This is a genomic window from Nocardia sp. NRRL S-836 (assembly GCF_001279525.1).
Taxonomy (GTDB): domain Bacteria; phylum Actinomycetota; class Actinomycetes; order Mycobacteriales; family Pseudonocardiaceae; genus Lentzea.
On the sequence record NZ_LGDY01000147.1, the window covers coordinates 48,918 to 66,184 of the forward strand.

The window sequence follows — 17,267 nt, forward strand, 5'->3', positions numbered from 1 at the left end:
GACCGGGTGTTACGGCTTCGTGGGGCAGAGTTTCCACGCGAAGTGGTAGGTCGTCTCGATCGACCCGTCGGTGGAGTCCATCGAGATGAAGCTGGTCGTCTTCTTCGGGTCGGACGTGCCCGCGCCGACCCGCAGCTCCGTGTTGATGTTGAAGTTCCGCTTCTCGCCGCAGGGGTGGTAGACGATCGCCGCCACGTCGGTCGTGTCGGTGGCCTGCCAGTCGTCGCTGAGCGGGCCCTTGTAGTTGTGCTGTTTGAACTCCGTCTGCGACATGCCCTGGAAGTAGTAGTTGGCCCGCTCCAGGGCGGTGGCGCCGCGCTCCAGGTGGGCGAAGCCCCGGTAGTCGGTGGACGCGATGCCGTAGGTGAAGCCGGACGGCACGTTGACGCGCAGGTTGAGCTGGCAGTTCTTGCGGAAGTCGGTCGGCAGGGCCTGTGGCCCGACCTGCGCCATGAACTCGCTGTAGGTGACGGTGAAGGCCTTGTTGTCGGGGGACACGGCGACGGCGGCCGTGCCGGCCCGGCAGCCAGAGCCGTTGATGGTCACGACGTCGATGGTGATGTGGTCCGGCGGGGGCGTGGTGCCGGGTGCGCCTCCGGGCGGGATGATGATCGTCGACATCGCGAGCACGGCCGCGGCCACTGTGTTGAGCATGAGGCACCTTTCCGACTGGGTTCGACAAAGACCGGCGGCGGCATTGGGAACAGAGGTCAGCAGCGCTTCCAGGAGAACTGGTACTTCGTGCTGACGCTGCTGTCGGTCGAATCCATCGTCATGAAGCTGTTGGCCTTCGACGACGATCCCGCGTTCACGCGCAGCTCGGTGTTGATGTTCAGGTGCCGGACCTCACCGCAGGGCGCGTAGACGATTTCCGCGACCTGGGCCCGGTCGGTGGCCTGCCAGTTGTCGCTCTTCGGGCCGGAGAACGTGTGGGTGCGGCTCGCGGTCTGCGACATGCCCTGGAAGTAGTAGCTCCCCTTCTCCGTCCCGGTGGCACCGGCCTGCAGGCTCGCGAACCCGCGGTAGTCCGCCTGGGCGATGCCGAACGTGAAGCCCTGCGGGTACGTCACACGCAGGTTGAGCTGGCAGTTCTTCCGGAAGTCGGTCGGCGCGGAGCCCTGGCCGGCCTGGGCGAGGTACTGGCTGTAGGTCACCGTGAACGCCGTGCGGTCGTCGGCCGACGCGACGGCGGCGGTGCCGGCGGGACAGCCGGAACCGTTCACGGTGACCACGTCGATCGTGACGAAGTCGGGGACATCGGGAACCGCGTGTGCCGTGGGCGCGGTGAGAACCGCGGACACCGCGACAGCGGCAGCCGCCAGCGTTTTCAGCATGGCCAGCCTTTCTTTCCTGGGAGTGCGGTACCGGCAGCGGAGGACATCGGGGACCCGGTTGGCTGAATTGTTCGGCGATCCGGCTCGAAAAGTACGGCTAATTGCACTGCCGGAATTTCGAGAGGTGCGCGGACCATGCTCTCCGACCGGGAGCTGAATTGACCTGACGATTGTCTGACGATCCCCACCGCTGCTCTGTTCGAGCGACGGGGCCCCCGTGCGGCCGGGTGGTGCAGTGAGCTGCGCCTCACCCCGGCATCACGCACCCGGCGCGCGGCGTTCACACTGGTGACGCCCACCGACTCGACGAGGAGTGCCTGATGGCTCCCGACCAGCTGACCGTCTACTCCACCTCGTGGTGCGGTTACTGCCGCATCCTGAAGAGCTCGCTCGACCGCGAGGGCATCGAGTACGCGGAGATCAACATCGAGGAGACGCCCGGCGCCGCCGAGTTCGTGATGAGCGTGAACGGCGGCAACCGCACGGTGCCGACCGTCCACTTCCCGAACGGCAAGGCGCTCACGAACCCGTCGCTGGCGCAGGTGAAGGAGCAGCTCGCGGGCTAGCTCCCGGCGGCCGCGCCAGGGTGATGCGACGAAGCGGCGCGCACGACCTCATCGGTCGTGCGCGCCGCTTCGTCGTAGGACGTGAACAGTCGCTAGCAGTAGAGGTTGCCGCCGGGGGTCACGCCGATGATCCCGGTGATCTGCTGGTACTTCGAGACGCGGCTCTGGACCTGTGCGGGGTTGCGGCCGTCGCACTCCAGTGACCCGTTGATGCTGCGGATCGTCTGGCCGAAGCCGGCGCTGTTGACCATCGCGTCGTGCGGGGTCATGCTGCCCGGCCCGCGCTGCGTCATCCAGTACCAGATCGCCGTCCGCCACGCGGTCGTGGAGTTCTGCGCCACCTGCCACGGGTTGCGCAGCAGGTCGAGGCCCAGGTAGTCGCCCGCGGCCTTGTAGTTGAAGTTCCACGACAGCTGGATCGGGCCGCGGCCGTAGTAGGCGTAGGTGCCCGCGGGGCAGCCGTACGACTGGCTCTCATCGCAGAGGTCGTTGTTCTTGTTGATCTCTTCGATGTACACGAGGCCACCGGTCTCGTGCGACGCGTTCGCGAGGAACGCCGCGGCTTCCTGCTTCTTCACCGTGTCGCTGCCCGTCGTGGCGAACGCCGGGATCGTGCGCGCGGCTTCGACGAAGCCCTGGTAGGAGTAGAAGCTGTTGCGGCCGGGGAACATCTGGTTGAACTGGGCCTCGGTGACGACGAAGCCGCCACCACCGCCCCCGCCGCCTCCGCCGCAGTTGTGCGGTTCCCAGAACCAGGTGGAGACCGTCGGGTCGTAGCCGGGGTTGTCGTGCTCGGCGATGTAGTAGGAACCGTTGTACCGCACGATGTTGCCGGTGTAGTACTGCCGTCCGGCGACCCAGTCGGTGGCACCGGCGCAGGTACCGCCGCCGCCACCTCCGCCACCGCCGTCACAGCTGGTCGGTTCCCAGTACCAGGTCGACACCGTGGGGCTGTAGCCCGGGTTGTCGTGCTCCGCGACGTAGTAGTTGCCTTCGAATCTCACGATCGAGCCGGTGGTGTACCACTGGCCCTGAACCCAGTCCGTGAAGGTGCAGGCCTGCGCGGACACTTCTGCCTGTGCGGATGCGGCGGGGGTGATGACGGCCAGAGCAGCCGCCACCACACCCGCGGCGAGAGACGCCAAGATGCGTTTTTTCAGCAAGGTCACCCACTCCTGGAGTCTGTGCGCGTCCGAGGGGTCGAGGATGTGAACGATGCCGAGACTGGCATTAATGGTCCAGACCAGTCAAGGGTCTAGACCTATTCTGTCCGGTGTCAGCAGTACAGGTTCGAGCCCTGTGCGACGCCGATGATCCCGGTGAACTGCTGGTACTTCGAGACGCGGCTCTGGACCTGTGCGGGGTTGCGGCCGTCGCACTCCAGTGAGCCGTTGATGCTGCGGATCGTCTGGCCGAAGCCGCGCGAGTTGACCATGGCGTTGTGCGGCGTCATCGTGCCGGGGCCGCTCTGCGTCATCCAGTACCAGATCGCGGTCTTCCACGACGTGGTGGCGTTCGTGGCGACCTGGTCCGGGTTGCTCAGCAGGTTGATGCCCAGGTAGTCGCCGGCGGCCTTGTAGTTGAAGTTCCACGACAGCTGGATCGGGCCGCGGCCGTAGTACGCCCTGGTGCCCGCCGGGCAGCCGTAGGGTTTGGTCTCGTCGCAGTAGTCACCGCTCTGGTTGATCTCGCGGACGTACACCAGGCCGCCGGTTTCGTGCGACACGTTCGCGAGGAACGCCGCGAGCTCCTGCTTCTTCACGGTGTCACTGCCCTGGTTCGCGAACGAGCCGAACGCGCCCATCGCGTTCCTCAGGCCGCTGTAGGTGTAGAAACCGTTGCGGGACGGGAACATTCGGTTGAACTGCGCCTCGCTGACGATGAACGGCGCCGCCGTCGCCGGCTGCACGAGCGTGAAGACGCCGAGCAGCGCGACGATCAGGGCGGCGGCGCGGGATGAGAACATGCGACCAACTCCTCGGAGCATCTGCGCGCCCACTGTGTTACCGCTCTCACGGTGGCAGGCAACCACTCCGAGCACAAGAGGTGGTCTATACCTCTCGTCGAGGTGAACCGGTTGGCCTATGCGCCGGAGCCGTAGGGACGGGTGATGATCTCCAGCGCGTGGCCGTCCGGGTCGTCCCAGTAGACCCCGCGCCCGCCGTCGTTGCGGTTGATCCGGCCGGGCTGCGAGTGGTGCGGGTCGGCCCAGTGGTCGAGGCCGCGCTCCTGGATCCGCGTGAAGATCTCGTCGAACTCCTCCTCGGAGACGAGGAACGCGTAGTGCTGCCCGGTGATCGGCCCGGGAACGGTCAGGTAGTCGAGCGAGACCCCGTTGGCGACCTCCACGACGAGGAACGGCCCGAAGCGGACCGCGTCGGGCAGGCCGAGCAGGTCGGTGAGGAAGCGCGCGGAGCGTTCCTGGTCGGTGACGTGGACGATGGTGTGGTTGAGCTGTACCGGCATGACACCTGCTTACTCCGGTGTCAGGGAGTTGTCAGCGCCGATGGCGATGATCGCCCGCATGAAGAGAGGGATCATCGCCGTCGCCATGGTGCTGCTGGGCTTCGTGTTCCCCGGTGTGGCCAACGCCGAGGCGCCGCCGGGGTGCGCCGGCGCCGGGCAGATCGGGGCGACCGGGTACATCAAGTTCCAGGGAAACACCATCGCCTCGGTGAAGCAGTTCGCCGGGTGCGGCTCCAACTACTCCTACGTCTACGTGTGGGAGAGCTTCCGCAACTCGGGCAAGAACTGGAACATCCAGACCGCGATCGCGACCTACAGCAGCTCCGGCGACACGACGCCGAACGACTACAAGGGCGGCAACAGCACCCCGAACGGCCTCAAGGAGCTGTGGGGCAAGCCCGCGAACACCCTGAACACCTGCACGGCCGCCTACGGGATGATCTACGTCTACCAGTACGACACGTACACCGGCTACTCCAGCAAGCGCTGCTGACCACCGACGGGCCGCGACGCGCGGCGAGCGGCACGGCTGCTCGCCGCGCCACCCCGATGTGTCCGAGGGGTGTCGGGGCGGCGTCGATCAGGCAATACTGCCTTCCATGCGGACACTGGTTGTAGCCGGGCTGTTACTGGGTCTGACAGTTCCTGCGCAAGCGGCGCAGGTCGACGAGGACCCGTCGTCATTGGTGAACCCATTCGTGGGGACGCAGAACTTCGGCAACACGTTCCCCGGAGCGTCGGTGCCCTTCGGAATGGTGCAGGTCAGCCCGGACACGGGAGGACAGGGCGGCTACGACTACAAGGCCACGTCGATCTACGGCTTCTCCCAGACGCACCTGTCGGGCGTCGGCTGCGGCGTCATGGGCGAGTTGCCGGTCATGCCAACGGTCGGGTCCGTTGACAACGTTGACATCAACGCCTACAAGTCGGAGTTCAGCCATTCGGATGAAGTCGCGCAGCCGGGTCTCTACCGGGTCGGGCTGTCGCGCTACGGGGTGAACGCCGAGGTCACGGCCACGCAGCGGACCGGCTGGCAGCGCTACACCTTCCCCGCCTCCGGTGCCGCGAACGTCCTGTTCAACACCGGCAGGTCGAACCAGACCGTGCTCGACTCGGAGATCCACGTCGTCGGCGACCGGACCATCGAGGGCCGGGTGCGCAACGGGCGGTTCTGCGCGGGCAAGGACGAGCACACCGTGTACTTCACGGCGACGTTCGACCGGCCGTTCGCGTCCTACGGCGCGTGGCGGGGGAGCGTTCCCACGCCGAACGTGCGGGACGCGGCGGGCACGGGTGGCAACGGCGCGTGGGTCACGTTCGACGCCACGGCCGACCGGGACGTGGTCCTGAAGGTCGGCCTGTCGTACACCGGGCTGGAGGGCGCGCGGAAGAACCTCGCCGCCGAGGCGCCCGCGTTCGACTTCGACGCCACGGTGGCCGCCGCGAAGGCGGTGTGGAAGAAGCAGCTCGACGCCGTGCGGATCTCCGGCGGCACACGGGAGCGGCAGGTCGCGTTCTACACGGCGCTGTACCACGCGGTGCTGCACCCGAACCTCGCCGGCGACGTCGACGGCAGGTACACCGGGTTCGACGGCAAGGTCAGAACGGCCTCCGGGTACACGCCGTACCAGAACTTCTCGCTGTGGGACACCTACCGGCCGCAGAACCAGCTGCTGCAGATGCTGGAACCCAAGGTGGCCCGTGACGTCGCACTGTCCGTTGTGGCCAGTGGCCGTGACGGCGGCTGGCTGCCGCGCTGGGCGCTGGCGTCGTCGGAGACCAACATCATGACCGGCGACCCGGTGACGCCGTTCCTGGTGGAGGCGTGGGACAAGGGGCTGCTGAAGGGCTTCGAGGAGGAGACCTACCAGCTGCTGCGCAAGAACGCGCTGACCCTGCCCCCGGCGGACTCCCCGTACAACGGGCGGTCGGGCGTCGAGCACTACAACGACCGCGGTTACATCCCGTCCGGCCTGGAGCTGGGCAAGGACTGCGCGCACAAGGGCGGCGACAACGACTGCGTGCACCCGGCCTCGGCCACGCTGGAGTACTCGGCGGCCGACGCGTCGCTGGCGTTGATGGCGAAGGGCCTGGGCCACCGCGCCGACGCGCGGCTGTTCGCCGACCGCGGCCAGTGGTACCGCAACCTGTGGGACACCTCGACCGGTCACTTCCGGCCGCGGACCGTCGCGGGCACGTGGCTGACGCCGTACAACCCGGTCGACGCCTCGCACCAGTTCCACGAGGGCGGCGCATACCAGTACCAGTGGCTGGTGCCGCAGGACCCGGCCGGGCTGGTGTCGCTGATGGGCGGCCGCCGGGAGACCGAGAAGCGGCTCGACTCGTTCTTCGCCTACGACAAGCTGCTGGTCGACCCGGCCGGCACCGCACGGCACGACTGGATCACCGAGCCGTACGACTACTACGGCAAACCGACCTACAACCCGAACAACGAGCCCGACCTGCTGGCGCCGTACATGTACCTGTGGACGGGCACGCCGTCGAAGGCCGCGACGGTGGTGCGGGCCGCGATGACGTTGTTCACGACCGGCCCGGACGGCATGACCGGCAACGACGACCTGGGCACGATGTCGGCGTGGTACGTGTTCTCGTCGCTGGGCCTGTACCCGACGTTCAGCGGCTCGGGCTTCCTCGCCCTGTCCTCGCCGCAGTTCCCGTCGGCGACCGTCCGAATCGGACAGCACGGCACGCAGGGCGGCACGCTGACCGTGACCGCGCCGGGTGTCTCCGACTCGGTGCGGTACGTGAAGTCCGCCTCGTTCAACGGCCGCGACGTGCGCAAGACGTGGCTGGACTGGTCCGCGCTGGAGCGCGGCGGGAAGCTGGCGTACGAGGTGTCGGCGAAGCCGTCGTCGTGGGGCACCGGACGCGGTGACGAGCCGCCGTCGCTCAACGACGGCAAGGTGGACTCGCGGCGGTCGTTGAACGCGTCGCTGCGCAACACCGAGATCGTCCTGCCGGCCGCGGAGTCGGCGCAGTCGGTGACGCTGCAGCTCGACGTGCTGGCCCAGACGCCGTCGGCGACGCCGGTGCGGCCGGAGGTGACCGTGCCGGCCGGGTGGCGGGTGAGCGGCGCACGGCCGTTCGCCATCGTCTCGCGGGGCCTGCCCACGCAGAAGACCGTGCCGCTGACCGTCACGGTCCCCGCGGGCACGCCGGTGGGGTCCTACGAGATCGCGGTGAAGGTCGAGTCGGTGCTGCTCAAGGCCGTCATCGAGGTGAAGCCGGCCGCGTTGTGCGCGTTCTCCTCGTGCTCGGTCGACATCGCGCCGGAACGCAACCACGACGGCACCGCGTCCGTCGCGGCGCCGGGATCCGGCAACTTCGACGGCGGCGGCTGGAGCTACGACGAGGCGCTGCTGCCGCCCGCCGGGCCCGTGACGTGGGGCGGCATCACCTACCAGGCCCCCGACCCGACGGGCACGGCCGCGAACTTCGTCGAGGCCCGCGGCCAGGGCCTGCTGCTGCCGCCCGGTCAGTTCTCGTGGCTGCACGTCGTCGGCTCCTCGCACAACGGGCCGGTGTCGGCGGCGTTCACCGTCTGGTACACCGACGGCACCTCCGCCGAGGTCGCCGCCACGGTGCCGGACTGGGCCGGTGGCGGACTGGCCGTGCTGGAGATGCCGCACCGGATCAAGGCCGGTCAGGGCGTTGACGGACCACCGGTCCGGCTGTTCGGCCAGTCGCTGCGGCTGGACCCGGCGAAGACGGTGCGGTCGGTGACCCTGCCGGACGACCCGCGGGTGGAGCTGTACGCGCTCACCCTCGCCTGAGGAGGATGGGGCCGTGGAGCTGCTGAACGACAACCCGCGGTCCAGCGTGTGGGCTGACGGCGACCGGATCGTCAAACGCGTCATCGGCGATCCGGCCGCCTTCACCCGCGAGGTCACCGCACTGCGGCTGGCCGCGCACACCGGCGTGGTGCCGCGCGTCCTCGACGTCGACGAGTCCGCGCAGACCGTGGTGCTCGAACGCCTGCCGTCGGACCCACCGCGCGAGGACTGGGTGGTCGACTACGCGCGTGCGTTGGCCCGCCTGCACATGGCCACCGGTCCGCAGCACGCCGGTCTGCTGCCACGGCAGCGGGTGCCGGACCCGGAGCCGTTCCTGCGGCTGGTCCACGCCCTCGGCGTCGAGACCGGTGGCGCCGAGGACGAGCTGGTGTTCACCGACACCGGCAGGGTCGACCTGCTGCACGGCGATCCCTGCCCCGGCAACGACCTGTACACCGACCGGGGCGCGCGGTTCGTGGACCTCGAAGGGGCGGCGCTCGGCGACGGCCTCAGCGAGCTCGTCTACCTCCGCATCGGCTTTCCGACGTGCGCGCTCATCAGCGAGACGCCGGCACCGTTGCGGGAGGCCGCCGAACAGGCCTACTTCGCCGAACGCGGGTTCACCGCGCCGTTGGAGGACGCGTGCGTGCGCTGGCTGGTGCAGGGAGACGCTCTCGTGCGGCGGCTGCACCGTGACGGCACCGACCACCTCGCCAGGGTGGTGGAGGAGGACTGGGCGTGGACGACCACCACCGCGCGTGACCGGTTGATGTTCCGCACGCGGGTGGTGGCGGCGTTCACCGAGACGCACCCGAAGACGAGCGCGCTCGCACGGCGGCTGCACGACCGGATGTGCGAGATCTGGCCGGAGCACAGCATTCCGGCCGTGCGCACGCACGTCTCATGACCAGGCGGCCAGCTCCAGCCGCGAGGTGAACGAGCGTTCGACGCCCGAGACCGGATCCACAAAGGACAGGGTGCGGGCCAGCAGCTGCAGCGGCGAGGAGAAGTCGTCGAGCGGCCGTTCCCGCAGCACCGGGTAGAAGTCGTCGTTGACGATCGGCACGCCGAGCCCGGACATGTGCAGCCGCAGCTGGTGCGTGCGCCCGGTCAGCGGCCGCAACCGGTAGCGGCCCAGGCCGTCCCGCTGCTCCACGAGGGACACGTGCGTCTCGGCGTTCGGCTCGCCGTCCACCTCGAACGCGGTGATGATGCCGCGTTCCTTGACGATCCGCGACCGCACCACGCGCGGCAGCTCCAGCTCCGGGTCCACCGGCGCGATCGCCTCGTACTCCTTGCGCACGACCCGGTCGCGGAACATCGTCTGGTACTTGCCGCGCAGCTCCCGGCGCACCACGAACAGCACCAGCCCCGCCGTGACGCGGTCGAGGCGGTGCGCGGGGGAGAGGTCGGGCAGGCCCAGCGAGTCGCGGAGCTTGACCAGGGCGGTCTGCATGATGTGCTGGCCGCGCGGGATCGTGGCGAGGAAGTGCGGCTTGTCGGCGACCACGATGTCGTCGTCGCGGTGGACCACGCCGACCTCGAACGGCACCGGCACCTCGACCGGCAGGTCGCGGTGGAACCAGATGTAGCTGTCCGGCACGAACGGCGCGTCGACGCCCAACGGCCCGGTGACGCCCCAGATCCGGTCTTCTCGCAGCATCTCCTCGATCCGCTCGGGAGCCACCCGTGGCAGGCGTTCGACCAGGTGTGCGCGCAACGACGGCCACGCGCCGTCGGAGGGCAGCTTCAGCCGTGCCGCGTCCAGGCCGTTGCGCTGGGGGAGGGGGGAGGAGGGTTTGCGTCTCATCGCACCCGCCAGTCTAAACGTTCGGAAAAACCGAACGACATCGCTCGGAAACACCAGCTGTACCGAAGGGACCTGGTCGGCGAGGCTGTGCGCATGGCGGTCTTCCTGGTCCTCGGTTCGGTCATCTCCCTGCAGTTCGGCGCGGCGTTCGCCAGCCAGCTCTTCGGGCAGATCGGCGCACCGGGAGCGACGGCGCTGCGGCTGGGCATCGCGGCGCTGATGCTCGCGGTCGTGGCCAGGCCGAAGTTCCGCCAGGAGACGCTCGTGCTCGGCATGACCATGGCCGGCATGAACGGCACGTTCTACCTCGCGCTCGACCGCATCCCGCTCGGCGTGGCGGTCACGATCGAGTTCCTGGGGCCGCTGGGGCTCGCGGCGGTGCTCAGCCGCAGGGCGAGGGACCTCGTGTGGGTCGGGCTCGCGCTGGCCGGCGTGGTCGTGCTCGGCGTCCGCGAGCACACCGGTGCCCACCTCGACCTGATCGGCGTGGTGCTGGCGTTGGTCGCGGCGGCGTTCTGGGCCTGCTACGTCCTCGCCGGCCGCGAGCTCGCGACCGCGGGCCTCGGCACGGGCGGACTCGCGGGCGCCAGCCTCGTCGCGGCGGCGCTCACCCTGCCCTACGGGCTGTCGACGGCCGGTGTGACGTTGTTCGAGCCGAAGGTGCTGCTGCTGGGCACGCTCGTGGCGTTGCTGGCCTCCGCGATCCCCTACACGCTGGAGATCAGGGCGCTGAAGACGTTGCCCGCCAACACCTTCGGCGTGGTGCTCGCGCTCGAACCCGCCGCGGCCGCGCTCGCCGGTGCCGTGCTGCTGGGCCAGCACCTGGGCGTGGTCTCGCTGTGCGCCATCGCCGTGGTCATCACAGCGGGGGTCGGAGCGGCGCTACAGCGAGCGCCAGCGCCTCGCGGAAAGCGTGCACCGCGGGATGCCGACCTCGTCCTGCCCGTGCCGCTGTGAACAGCAGCCGCGACTGCGGCACCGGCAGCTCGTGCAGGTCCACGGTGACGTCGCGGTCGTACCAGACCAGGTCCGGCAGCAGGGCGACCGCGAGGCCCCGTTCCACGAACCGCAGCTTCACCAGCACGTCGGTCGAGGAGAACCGCACGTCCGGCTCGTAGCCGTTGTGCCGGCACCAGTTCACGCCGAACACCCGCTGCGGCATCCCGGCCGGCTCCATGATCCACGGGAACGCGGCGGCCTCGGCGGCCGGAAGTCCACGCGGGACGGCGAGCCGGATCGGGTCCCGGCACACCTCCCGGTACTCCAGGCCGGAGAACCGGGCCTCCGGCTGGTCCGGCCACTCCTCCACGAACACCAGGTCGAAGTCCCTGGCGTTCAACGCGGAAAGCGCTTCCGCCGGGTCGAGCACCTGGAACTCGACCCGCAGCGCCGGGTGCTCGTCCCGCATGCGCGCCAGCGTCGCCGGGATCAACGCGAGCGCCGCCGTCTGGAACGTCGCGACCCGCAGCGTGCCGCTCACCTCGTGCAGCGACGCGGCGACCTCCGACTCGGCCTGCTCCAGCCGCGCGAGGACCTCCTCGGTGTGCCGCACCAGGATCTCGGCCTGCGGGGTGAGGCGCACCCGCCGCCCGACCGGCTCCAGCAACGGCACGCCGACCTCGTTCTCCAGCAGCGACAACTGCTGCGAGACCGACGACGGGCTGTAGTTCAACGCCTGCGCGACCGCCGCGAGCGTCCCTCTTCTGGACAGTTCCCGCAGCAGCCGCAGGCGGTGGAGGTCGAACATCGGATCAGTATCCGCTACAGTGCCGCTACCGCCCCTGACAACACGTGCTGTCCTCAGCACGTCTTGAGGAGGTTTCGGTATGTCCACACGACTCCGCACCATCGCGGGGATCGCCCTGGCAACCGGTCTGCTCGTGGCGGGTGCTCCCGCGCGGGCCCAGGTGGAAACCGGTCCGTGGACCAGCTACTCGCCGTCGTTCACCGTCCAGGAACGCGGCTGTGGCACGGTCAGCAACCTCACCTTCCAGCTGACCTGCTCCACCGCGAGCGGGGACCAGCGCGCCGAGCGCCGGTACGCCACCTACACCGGCGGCACGCGGCAGTTCGAGGGCAGCTTCCGGATCACGAGCCTCGGCGGCACCCGCGTCAGTCTCAAGCAGACGTTCCGCGAGGGGCCCGACGCGGGACCGTTCTGGATGCTGGCCGTGGAACGCGGCGGCCGGCTCTACGCCGTGCACGGCGGCGACACCATCGCCACCGGTGCGACCGTGGGCACGACCGTGCGGGTGAACACCGTGCACAACACGGCCACCGAACACCGCACGTACATCAACGGCTCGCGCAAGCACACCTACGCGAGCTCGGGCACGAGCTTCTACGACAAGATCGGCGCGTACCGGACCTCCAGCGGCCAGGGACCGGCCACGGTCGTCTGGAGCAACGTCCGGTTCTGGCGCAAGTGATCGGGCGCTTCACCCTGGTGGGACTGCTGTTCCTGGCTGCCTGCGGTCAGGAACAGCAGGACCCGGTGCTGACGTCCGAGCTGACCACGCCGATCGACGTGACGCTGCACTGGCGTCCGGAGGCGGGGGCGGCCGGACAGGTCGTCGAGTACGCGAACGCGGCCGACGGCGAGTACACGGTCCTGGAGTTCGCGCCGCCGGGGAAGAACTCGTTCACGCACCCGGACCTGATCCCGGAGACGGAGTTCTTCTACCGCGTGCGGCCGTTGTCCGGACCCGCCACACCGACCGTGGACATCGCGCTGCCGCCCGGTGAGGAGGTGCCGGAGACCGACGGGCACGAGTGGGCCGAGCCGCGCAAGGGCGGCGGGGGCACGCACCCCGTGTCGTCACCGCAGGCGGCACCCGGCACGTTGAAGGCCGAGGTCAAGCACGCCAACGGGATCCTGCTGACGTGGGAGGACCACGCCCGCGACGAGGACGGCTACCTGATCGAGCTCAAACCGGCGGGCGCGGCGGACTACCGCGTGGCGGCGCAGCTCGACCCGGACGTCACCTCGTTCGGGCTGATCACACTCCCAGACGAGAAAACCGCGACCTGTCGGGTGCGGGCGTTCCGGTTCGGGGCGGCGTCGAACGTGACGCGGCAGCGGACGGGGAAGGTCTGAGCGCGTGTCTGGCACTCCACGCGCTCGCGGCGAGCAGCACGGCCGCGAGCGCGTAGGGCCAGGTCGTGGACTCGGTCACGGCGAGGCCGGCGTTGATCGCGGCCAGCAGGCCGAAGACGCCGCTGAGCAGCCACCAGGTGAGCTGGTCTTCGTGCGGGAGAGCGGTCATGTCGAAGCGGCTACCCGTTTTCCTCGTCCCTCACACCTTCTTCCTCCTCCTTTTTCTCGCCGCGGCGGCGCATGAACCCGAAACCGGGGATGCCGAGGATCGCCTGGCGGACGTCGCTGGTGACCTCCAGCAGCTGGTGCACCTCCGGCCCGACCCGGTCGAGCGTCGCCAGGATCGGCAGGATGTCGCTGGTCAGGTGCTCCGTCAGGCCCGGCAGCTCGTCGACCAGCCTGATCGCGGCCTCGATCTCGTGCGGCGAGAGCTCGTCGACGAACCGCTTCGCGAGCGGCTGGGCCTGCTTCGCGATCGGTTCGTACATCCCGACCAGCTCGTTGGCCGTGTGCGCGGTGTGGCCGGCCGACGTGACGACTCCTGCGGCGCGTTCGGCCACGTCGGCGGCGCTCGCGGTGATCGCGCGGACCTCGCCGACCGCCTTCTCGGCGTCGGCGACGACGTTGCCGGTGCGTTCCACGAGCTCGTCGGCCTTGCGCACGATGGCGTCGACCGCGTCGATCGTGCCGTTGACCTTGCGGACCAGCTGCTCGACCTCGCCGATCAGGTCGAGCACGCGGCCGGGGACCGCGGCGACCGCGGCGGTCGTGTTCACGGCGGTGCCGAGCGCCTGCCTGGCCAGTCCCATGCCGGGGATCTCCATGCGTCCACTGTATTCAGGACGGCGCTGTTCGGCGCGGAAGCCGGCGTGTCCGCGCTGACCCGTTCGGCCGTTCGCGCTGCCCGGTTCGGCCCAGTGCCATTCGGAATCCGGAATTGTCAGACCCCGTCATTACCGTTGTCCATGTCGGCCGGTCGGCTGACCGGACGATCCGGGAACCGTGCGCCGTCCGAAGGTGTCAGAGCAGGGGGTTAGCATCCCCGGCGGGCGAGGGAGGGCGCACATGGCTTGGTGGCACCGGATCAGACGGATCATCTCCGGTGGAGGGCGGGAGTCGGCGAGCTTCGTCGCGGCGCTGCTCGGTGTGCTGGTGCTCGCGGGCGCCGCGCTGGGGCAGGGCATCTCGCGCACCTCGGTGGACGTCTCCGACGGTCTCACCTGGCTGGGTGACGACCAGCGCGGTGAGGTCGTGCAGGTCAACCCGGTGTCGGGCAAGCCGCAGACCCGCCTGCAGATCAGCGGGCCGGACTCGCAGCTGGAGATCGCCCAGGAGGACGGGCGCCTGATCGTGCTGAACCGGCGCACCGGCGAGATCACCGTCATCGACCTGGCCACCCTGCTCGCCTCCGGCCGCCGGCAGGCGCCACCCGGAGCGGCGAGCAAGGTGCTGGTGGCGAACGGGCTGGTGTTCGTCGTCGACCGCGCCGCCGGCACCGTGCACACCGCCGACCCGCTGACCCTGGACGACGTCGGGCAGACGTGGCAGGCCGGGCAGCCGCTCGCGGACGCCGTGGTGGACGAGCGCGGCGTGCTCTGGCTGGTCGACCACGGTGGCACCCTGCGCGCCCTGGACTGGTCGGAGGACGAGGAGAAGTTCCAGGAGCGGTCGCACCGGCAGGTCACCGGCGCCGGTCCGCGCACCGTGCTCGTGCCGCACGGCCAAGGCGTGACGCTGCTCGGCCTGGACGGCGGTGTCGTGGTGCGCGACGGCACGGGCGAGGACGTCTCCGCCTCGACCGGGCGCCTCGACGCCGAGGTGATCGCCGCACAGCTCGCGCCGCTGGACCTGGTGCCCGCGTCGGTGCCGTCGTCGTCGGTCGTGGTGCTGGTCGTCGGCCGTGACGTGCTGCGCGTCGAGGTCGGTGCGCTGGGGTGCCCGCGACCGGGGCGGCCCGCGGTGTTCCGCGACCGGGTCTACGTGCCCTGCAAGGGGTCCGGCAAGGTCATCGTCCTCGACCGCGGTGGCAAGCGCGGCGGCGACGACGTGCGCACGTCCGGCGGTGTCGACCCGGAGCTGGTGTTCGACGACGGCCGGTTGTTCGTGAACGTGCCCGGCTCCTCGACCGGTGTGCTGGTCGACCCCGACGGCGCGACGCGCTCGCTGACGATCCGCGCGCCCGAGCTGCCGGTGAAGAACCCGGACCGCTCGCCGCCGCCGTCCGTGCCGCCGCCCCCGCCGCCGAACCCGAACGAGCCGACGAAGCCGCCGCGCAACCCCGGCAACAACAATCACCCGGACGGCAACGGGACGACCGAGGTGGCGCCGCCGCCGGCCATCAGCACGACGCCGTCCGCGGGTGGTGCGGCACCCGGTGCGCCGGCCGGTGTGGCGGTGCGGGAGAAGTCGCGCTCGTCCTCGGCCCTCGTCGTGACGGTGAGCTGGACCGCGCCGGCCTCCACCGAGCCGATCGTGGGCTACACGGTGTCGGGCTCCGGCTCGTTCTCCGGCGGCTCGAAGTCGGCCCAGGTGGCCGGCACGTCGACCGACCTGTCGCTGCCGTGCGCGGGTTCGACGTTCTGCACCAACGGCCGGCTGGACGTGACGGTGCGCGCGTCGACGGCGACCACGGCCGGTGCCGCGGGCATGGCGGCGTTCACGGTGGTACCGCCGAACACGCCGCCCCCGAACAACCCGCCGCCCGTCACGACGACGACCACCACTGCGCCCCCTCCGCCTCCGCCACCACCGCCCGTGACGACCACGACGACCCCGCCGCCGCCGCCACCCCCGCCGCCACCGCCGTCGTTGCCGAGCGCGGGTGCCGCGGTCATCTCGGGGGTGAGCGGTACCCGCACGAACCCGACGCGGCGGGTGACCATGGCACCGCCCGCGGACTGGGCGAGCCACAACGGCCGGTGCGAGGTCGTCAACAAGACCTACGGCTTCTCGGTCGGCATCGCCTGCGGTGCCACGTCCGCGACGATCGACGTGGACGAGGGCAGCAACGCGATCGTGGTCCGCGCCTACGCGGCCAGCGGCGCCGGCCAGGTCGACTCGGCGGCGAAGAACGTGATCTTCACCTACGACGAGTGCGCGGGTAAGCCGACGTGCATCCCGCGCATGGCCCCGGCCGGAGTCGAGACCGCTCCGATGGGTGCCGGTGGCCTCGGCCTGCTGGCAGCGGCGTTCCTGCTGCGCATCAAGCCGCGAAGGGAAGAGGAACAGTGATCGACCCCGCAGAGGTCTCGGCCTTCCGCGACCTGCACACCCGCCTCGGCGACGCGGTCGAGGCCGCCGTGCGCGGCAAGCGGGACGTGGTCGACCTGGTGCTGGTGGCCATGTTCGCCGGCGGCCACGTGCTGCTGGAGGACGTGCCGGGCACCGGCAAGACGACCCTGGCCCGTGCCGTGGCGGGCGCGCTCGGCGGCGTGTCCCGGCGCGTGCAGTTCACGCCGGACCTGCTGCCCTCCGACGTGACGGGCACGTCGGTCTACGACCCGCAGACCGGCCAGATCCGCTTCCGCCCCGGCCCGGTGTTCGCGAACATCGTGCTGGCCGACGAGATCAACCGCGCCGCCGCCAAGACCCAGTCGGCGCTGCTGGAGGTGATGGAGGAGCGGACCGTCACGATCGACGGCGTGGGCCACGCCGTACCGGACCCGTTCCTCGTGGTCGCCACCCAGAACCCGATCGACCTGGACGGCACCTACCGCCTGCCGGAGGCCCAGCTCGACCGCTTCATGCTGCGCACCTCGATCGGCTACCCGTCGGTCGAGGACGAGCTGGACGTGCTGCGCCCCGGCAGCGGCGCCGGCCGCATCGCCGACGTCCGCACCGTCACCTCGCCACGCGAGGTCAGCGCGTTCAGCGGCCGCCTGCAACTGCTCCACGTCGCCGACCCGATCCTGCAGTACATCTCGGCCCTGGGCACCGGCACCCGCTCCGACGACCGCCTGCGCCTCGGCACCTCGACCCGCGGCCTGCGCACCCTGGTCCGCTGCGCCCAGGTGTACGCGGCGTCGAAGGGCCGCCACTTCGTCGTGCCGCAGGACGTCCAGGACATCGCGGACCCCGTGCTGGCCCACCGCCTGGTCCTGACCCGCGAGAGCGTGCTGTCCGGCGTGACGACCTCCGAGGTGCTGGCCGACGTCCTCTCCCGCGTGCCGGTCCCCAAACCCGCAACCCAATGACCCCACC

17 protein-coding genes are annotated in these 17,267 nt (G+C 70.1%); 9 read left to right on the top strand and 8 right to left on the bottom strand.

Annotated features, from left to right (window positions below; translation table 11 throughout):
* Positions 1–9: 9 nt before the first annotated feature.
* Both ADL03_RS40155 and ADL03_RS40160 read right to left on the bottom strand, forming a co-directional pair.
* A complete protein-coding gene (locus ADL03_RS40155) occupies positions 10–654 on the bottom strand; it encodes a DUF4360 domain-containing protein (RefSeq protein ID WP_053738886.1) in 645 nt (214 codons plus the stop codon).
* Between the two features lie 56 nt (positions 655–710).
* On the bottom strand, positions 711–1,334 hold the full coding sequence (locus ADL03_RS40160; protein WP_053738887.1) for a DUF4360 domain-containing protein: 624 nt from the start codon (positions 1,332–1,334) through the stop codon (positions 711–713).
* Between the two features lie 320 nt (positions 1,335–1,654).
* On the opposite strand from ADL03_RS40160, the gene ADL03_RS40165 reads away from it, so the two are divergent.
* A complete protein-coding gene (locus tag ADL03_RS40165) occupies positions 1,655–1,900 on the top strand; it encodes a mycoredoxin (RefSeq protein ID WP_053738888.1) in 246 nt (81 codons plus the stop codon).
* A gap of 92 nt (positions 1,901–1,992) precedes the next feature.
* Here the strand turns inward: ADL03_RS40165 and ADL03_RS40170 are convergent, their stop codons facing one another.
* The 3 genes from ADL03_RS40170 to ADL03_RS40180 form a co-directional block, all read right to left on the bottom strand.
* Complete coding sequence (locus tag ADL03_RS40170) at positions 1,993–3,069, bottom strand: glycoside hydrolase family 19 protein (RefSeq protein WP_197289085.1); 1,077 nt, start codon at positions 3,067–3,069, stop codon at positions 1,993–1,995.
* 107 nt (positions 3,070–3,176) lie between these two features.
* The gene (locus ADL03_RS40175; RefSeq protein ID WP_053738889.1) at positions 3,177–3,866 is read right to left on the bottom strand and encodes a chitinase; all 690 of its coding nucleotides are present in this window, start codon (positions 3,864–3,866) and stop codon (positions 3,177–3,179) included.
* Between the two features lie 116 nt (positions 3,867–3,982).
* Positions 3,983–4,366 (bottom strand): VOC family protein, encoded by a 384-nt coding sequence (locus ADL03_RS40180; protein WP_053738890.1) that lies wholly within the window; start codon positions 4,364–4,366, stop codon positions 3,983–3,985.
* A 58-nt stretch (positions 4,367–4,424) separates the two neighbouring features.
* Here ADL03_RS40180 and ADL03_RS40185 point away from each other — a divergent pair, with 58 nt between their 5' ends.
* The 3 genes from ADL03_RS40185 (at position 4,425) to ADL03_RS40195 (ending at position 9,067) form a co-directional block, all read left to right on the top strand.
* Positions 4,425–4,859, top strand: a complete 435-nt coding sequence (locus tag ADL03_RS40185; protein ID WP_157529698.1) for a hypothetical protein — start codon at positions 4,425–4,427, stop codon at positions 4,857–4,859.
* Positions 4,860–4,965: 106 nt separating this feature from the next.
* Entirely contained in the window at positions 4,966–8,160 is a 3,195-nt protein-coding gene (locus tag ADL03_RS40190) for a GH92 family glycosyl hydrolase (protein WP_053738892.1), read from the top strand.
* A gap of 13 nt (positions 8,161–8,173) precedes the next feature.
* A complete protein-coding gene (locus tag ADL03_RS40195) occupies positions 8,174–9,067 on the top strand; it encodes a phosphotransferase (protein ID WP_053738893.1) in 894 nt (297 codons plus the stop codon).
* Here the strand turns inward: ADL03_RS40195 and ADL03_RS40200 are convergent.
* Positions 9,062–9,970 carry an RluA family pseudouridine synthase gene (locus tag ADL03_RS40200; protein ID WP_053738894.1) on the bottom strand — a complete coding sequence of 303 codons (909 nt, stop codon included), beginning with the start codon at positions 9,968–9,970 and terminating at the stop codon, positions 9,062–9,064. The genes ADL03_RS40195 and ADL03_RS40200 overlap by 6 nt on opposite strands.
* Positions 9,971–10,063: 93 nt before the next feature.
* Here ADL03_RS40200 and ADL03_RS40205 point away from each other — a divergent pair, with 93 nt between their 5' ends.
* Positions 10,064–10,927 carry a DMT family transporter gene (locus tag ADL03_RS40205; protein WP_053738895.1) on the top strand — a complete coding sequence of 288 codons (864 nt, stop codon included), beginning with the start codon at positions 10,064–10,066 and terminating at the stop codon, positions 10,925–10,927.
* Here the strand turns inward: ADL03_RS40205 and ADL03_RS40210 are convergent.
* Positions 10,830–11,717, bottom strand: coding sequence for a LysR family transcriptional regulator (locus ADL03_RS40210; RefSeq protein ID WP_053738896.1), 888 nt, complete (start codon positions 11,715–11,717; stop codon positions 10,830–10,832). The two genes, ADL03_RS40205 and ADL03_RS40210, sit on opposite strands and share 98 nt — an antisense overlap.
* Before the next feature lie 79 nt (positions 11,718–11,796).
* Between ADL03_RS40210 and ADL03_RS40215 the strand changes: the two genes are divergently transcribed.
* Together ADL03_RS40215 and ADL03_RS40220 are read left to right on the top strand one after the other, a co-directional pair.
* Complete coding sequence (locus ADL03_RS40215; RefSeq protein WP_053738897.1) at positions 11,797–12,399, top strand: hypothetical protein; 603 nt, start codon at positions 11,797–11,799, stop codon at positions 12,397–12,399.
* Entirely contained in the window at positions 12,396–13,067 is a 672-nt protein-coding gene (locus ADL03_RS40220; RefSeq protein ID WP_053738898.1) for a fibronectin type III domain-containing protein, read from the top strand. The genes ADL03_RS40215 and ADL03_RS40220 overlap by 4 nt, the downstream gene beginning before the upstream one ends.
* A gap of 179 nt (positions 13,068–13,246) precedes the next feature.
* Here ADL03_RS40220 and ADL03_RS40225 read toward each other — a convergent pair whose 3' ends face one another.
* Entirely contained in the window at positions 13,247–13,891 is a 645-nt protein-coding gene (locus ADL03_RS40225) for a hypothetical protein (RefSeq protein WP_053738899.1), read from the bottom strand.
* Positions 13,892–14,132: 241 nt separating this feature from the next.
* Here ADL03_RS40225 and ADL03_RS50335 point away from each other — a divergent pair, with 241 nt between their 5' ends.
* Positions 14,133–16,298, top strand: coding sequence for a hypothetical protein (locus ADL03_RS50335; RefSeq protein WP_053738900.1), 2,166 nt, complete (start codon positions 14,133–14,135; stop codon positions 16,296–16,298).
* Complete coding sequence (locus tag ADL03_RS40235) at positions 16,295–17,260, top strand: MoxR family ATPase (protein ID WP_053738901.1); 966 nt, start codon at positions 16,295–16,297, stop codon at positions 17,258–17,260. Before ADL03_RS50335 ends, ADL03_RS40235 begins: the two co-directional genes overlap by 4 nt.
* Positions 17,261–17,267: the final 7 nt, after the last annotated feature.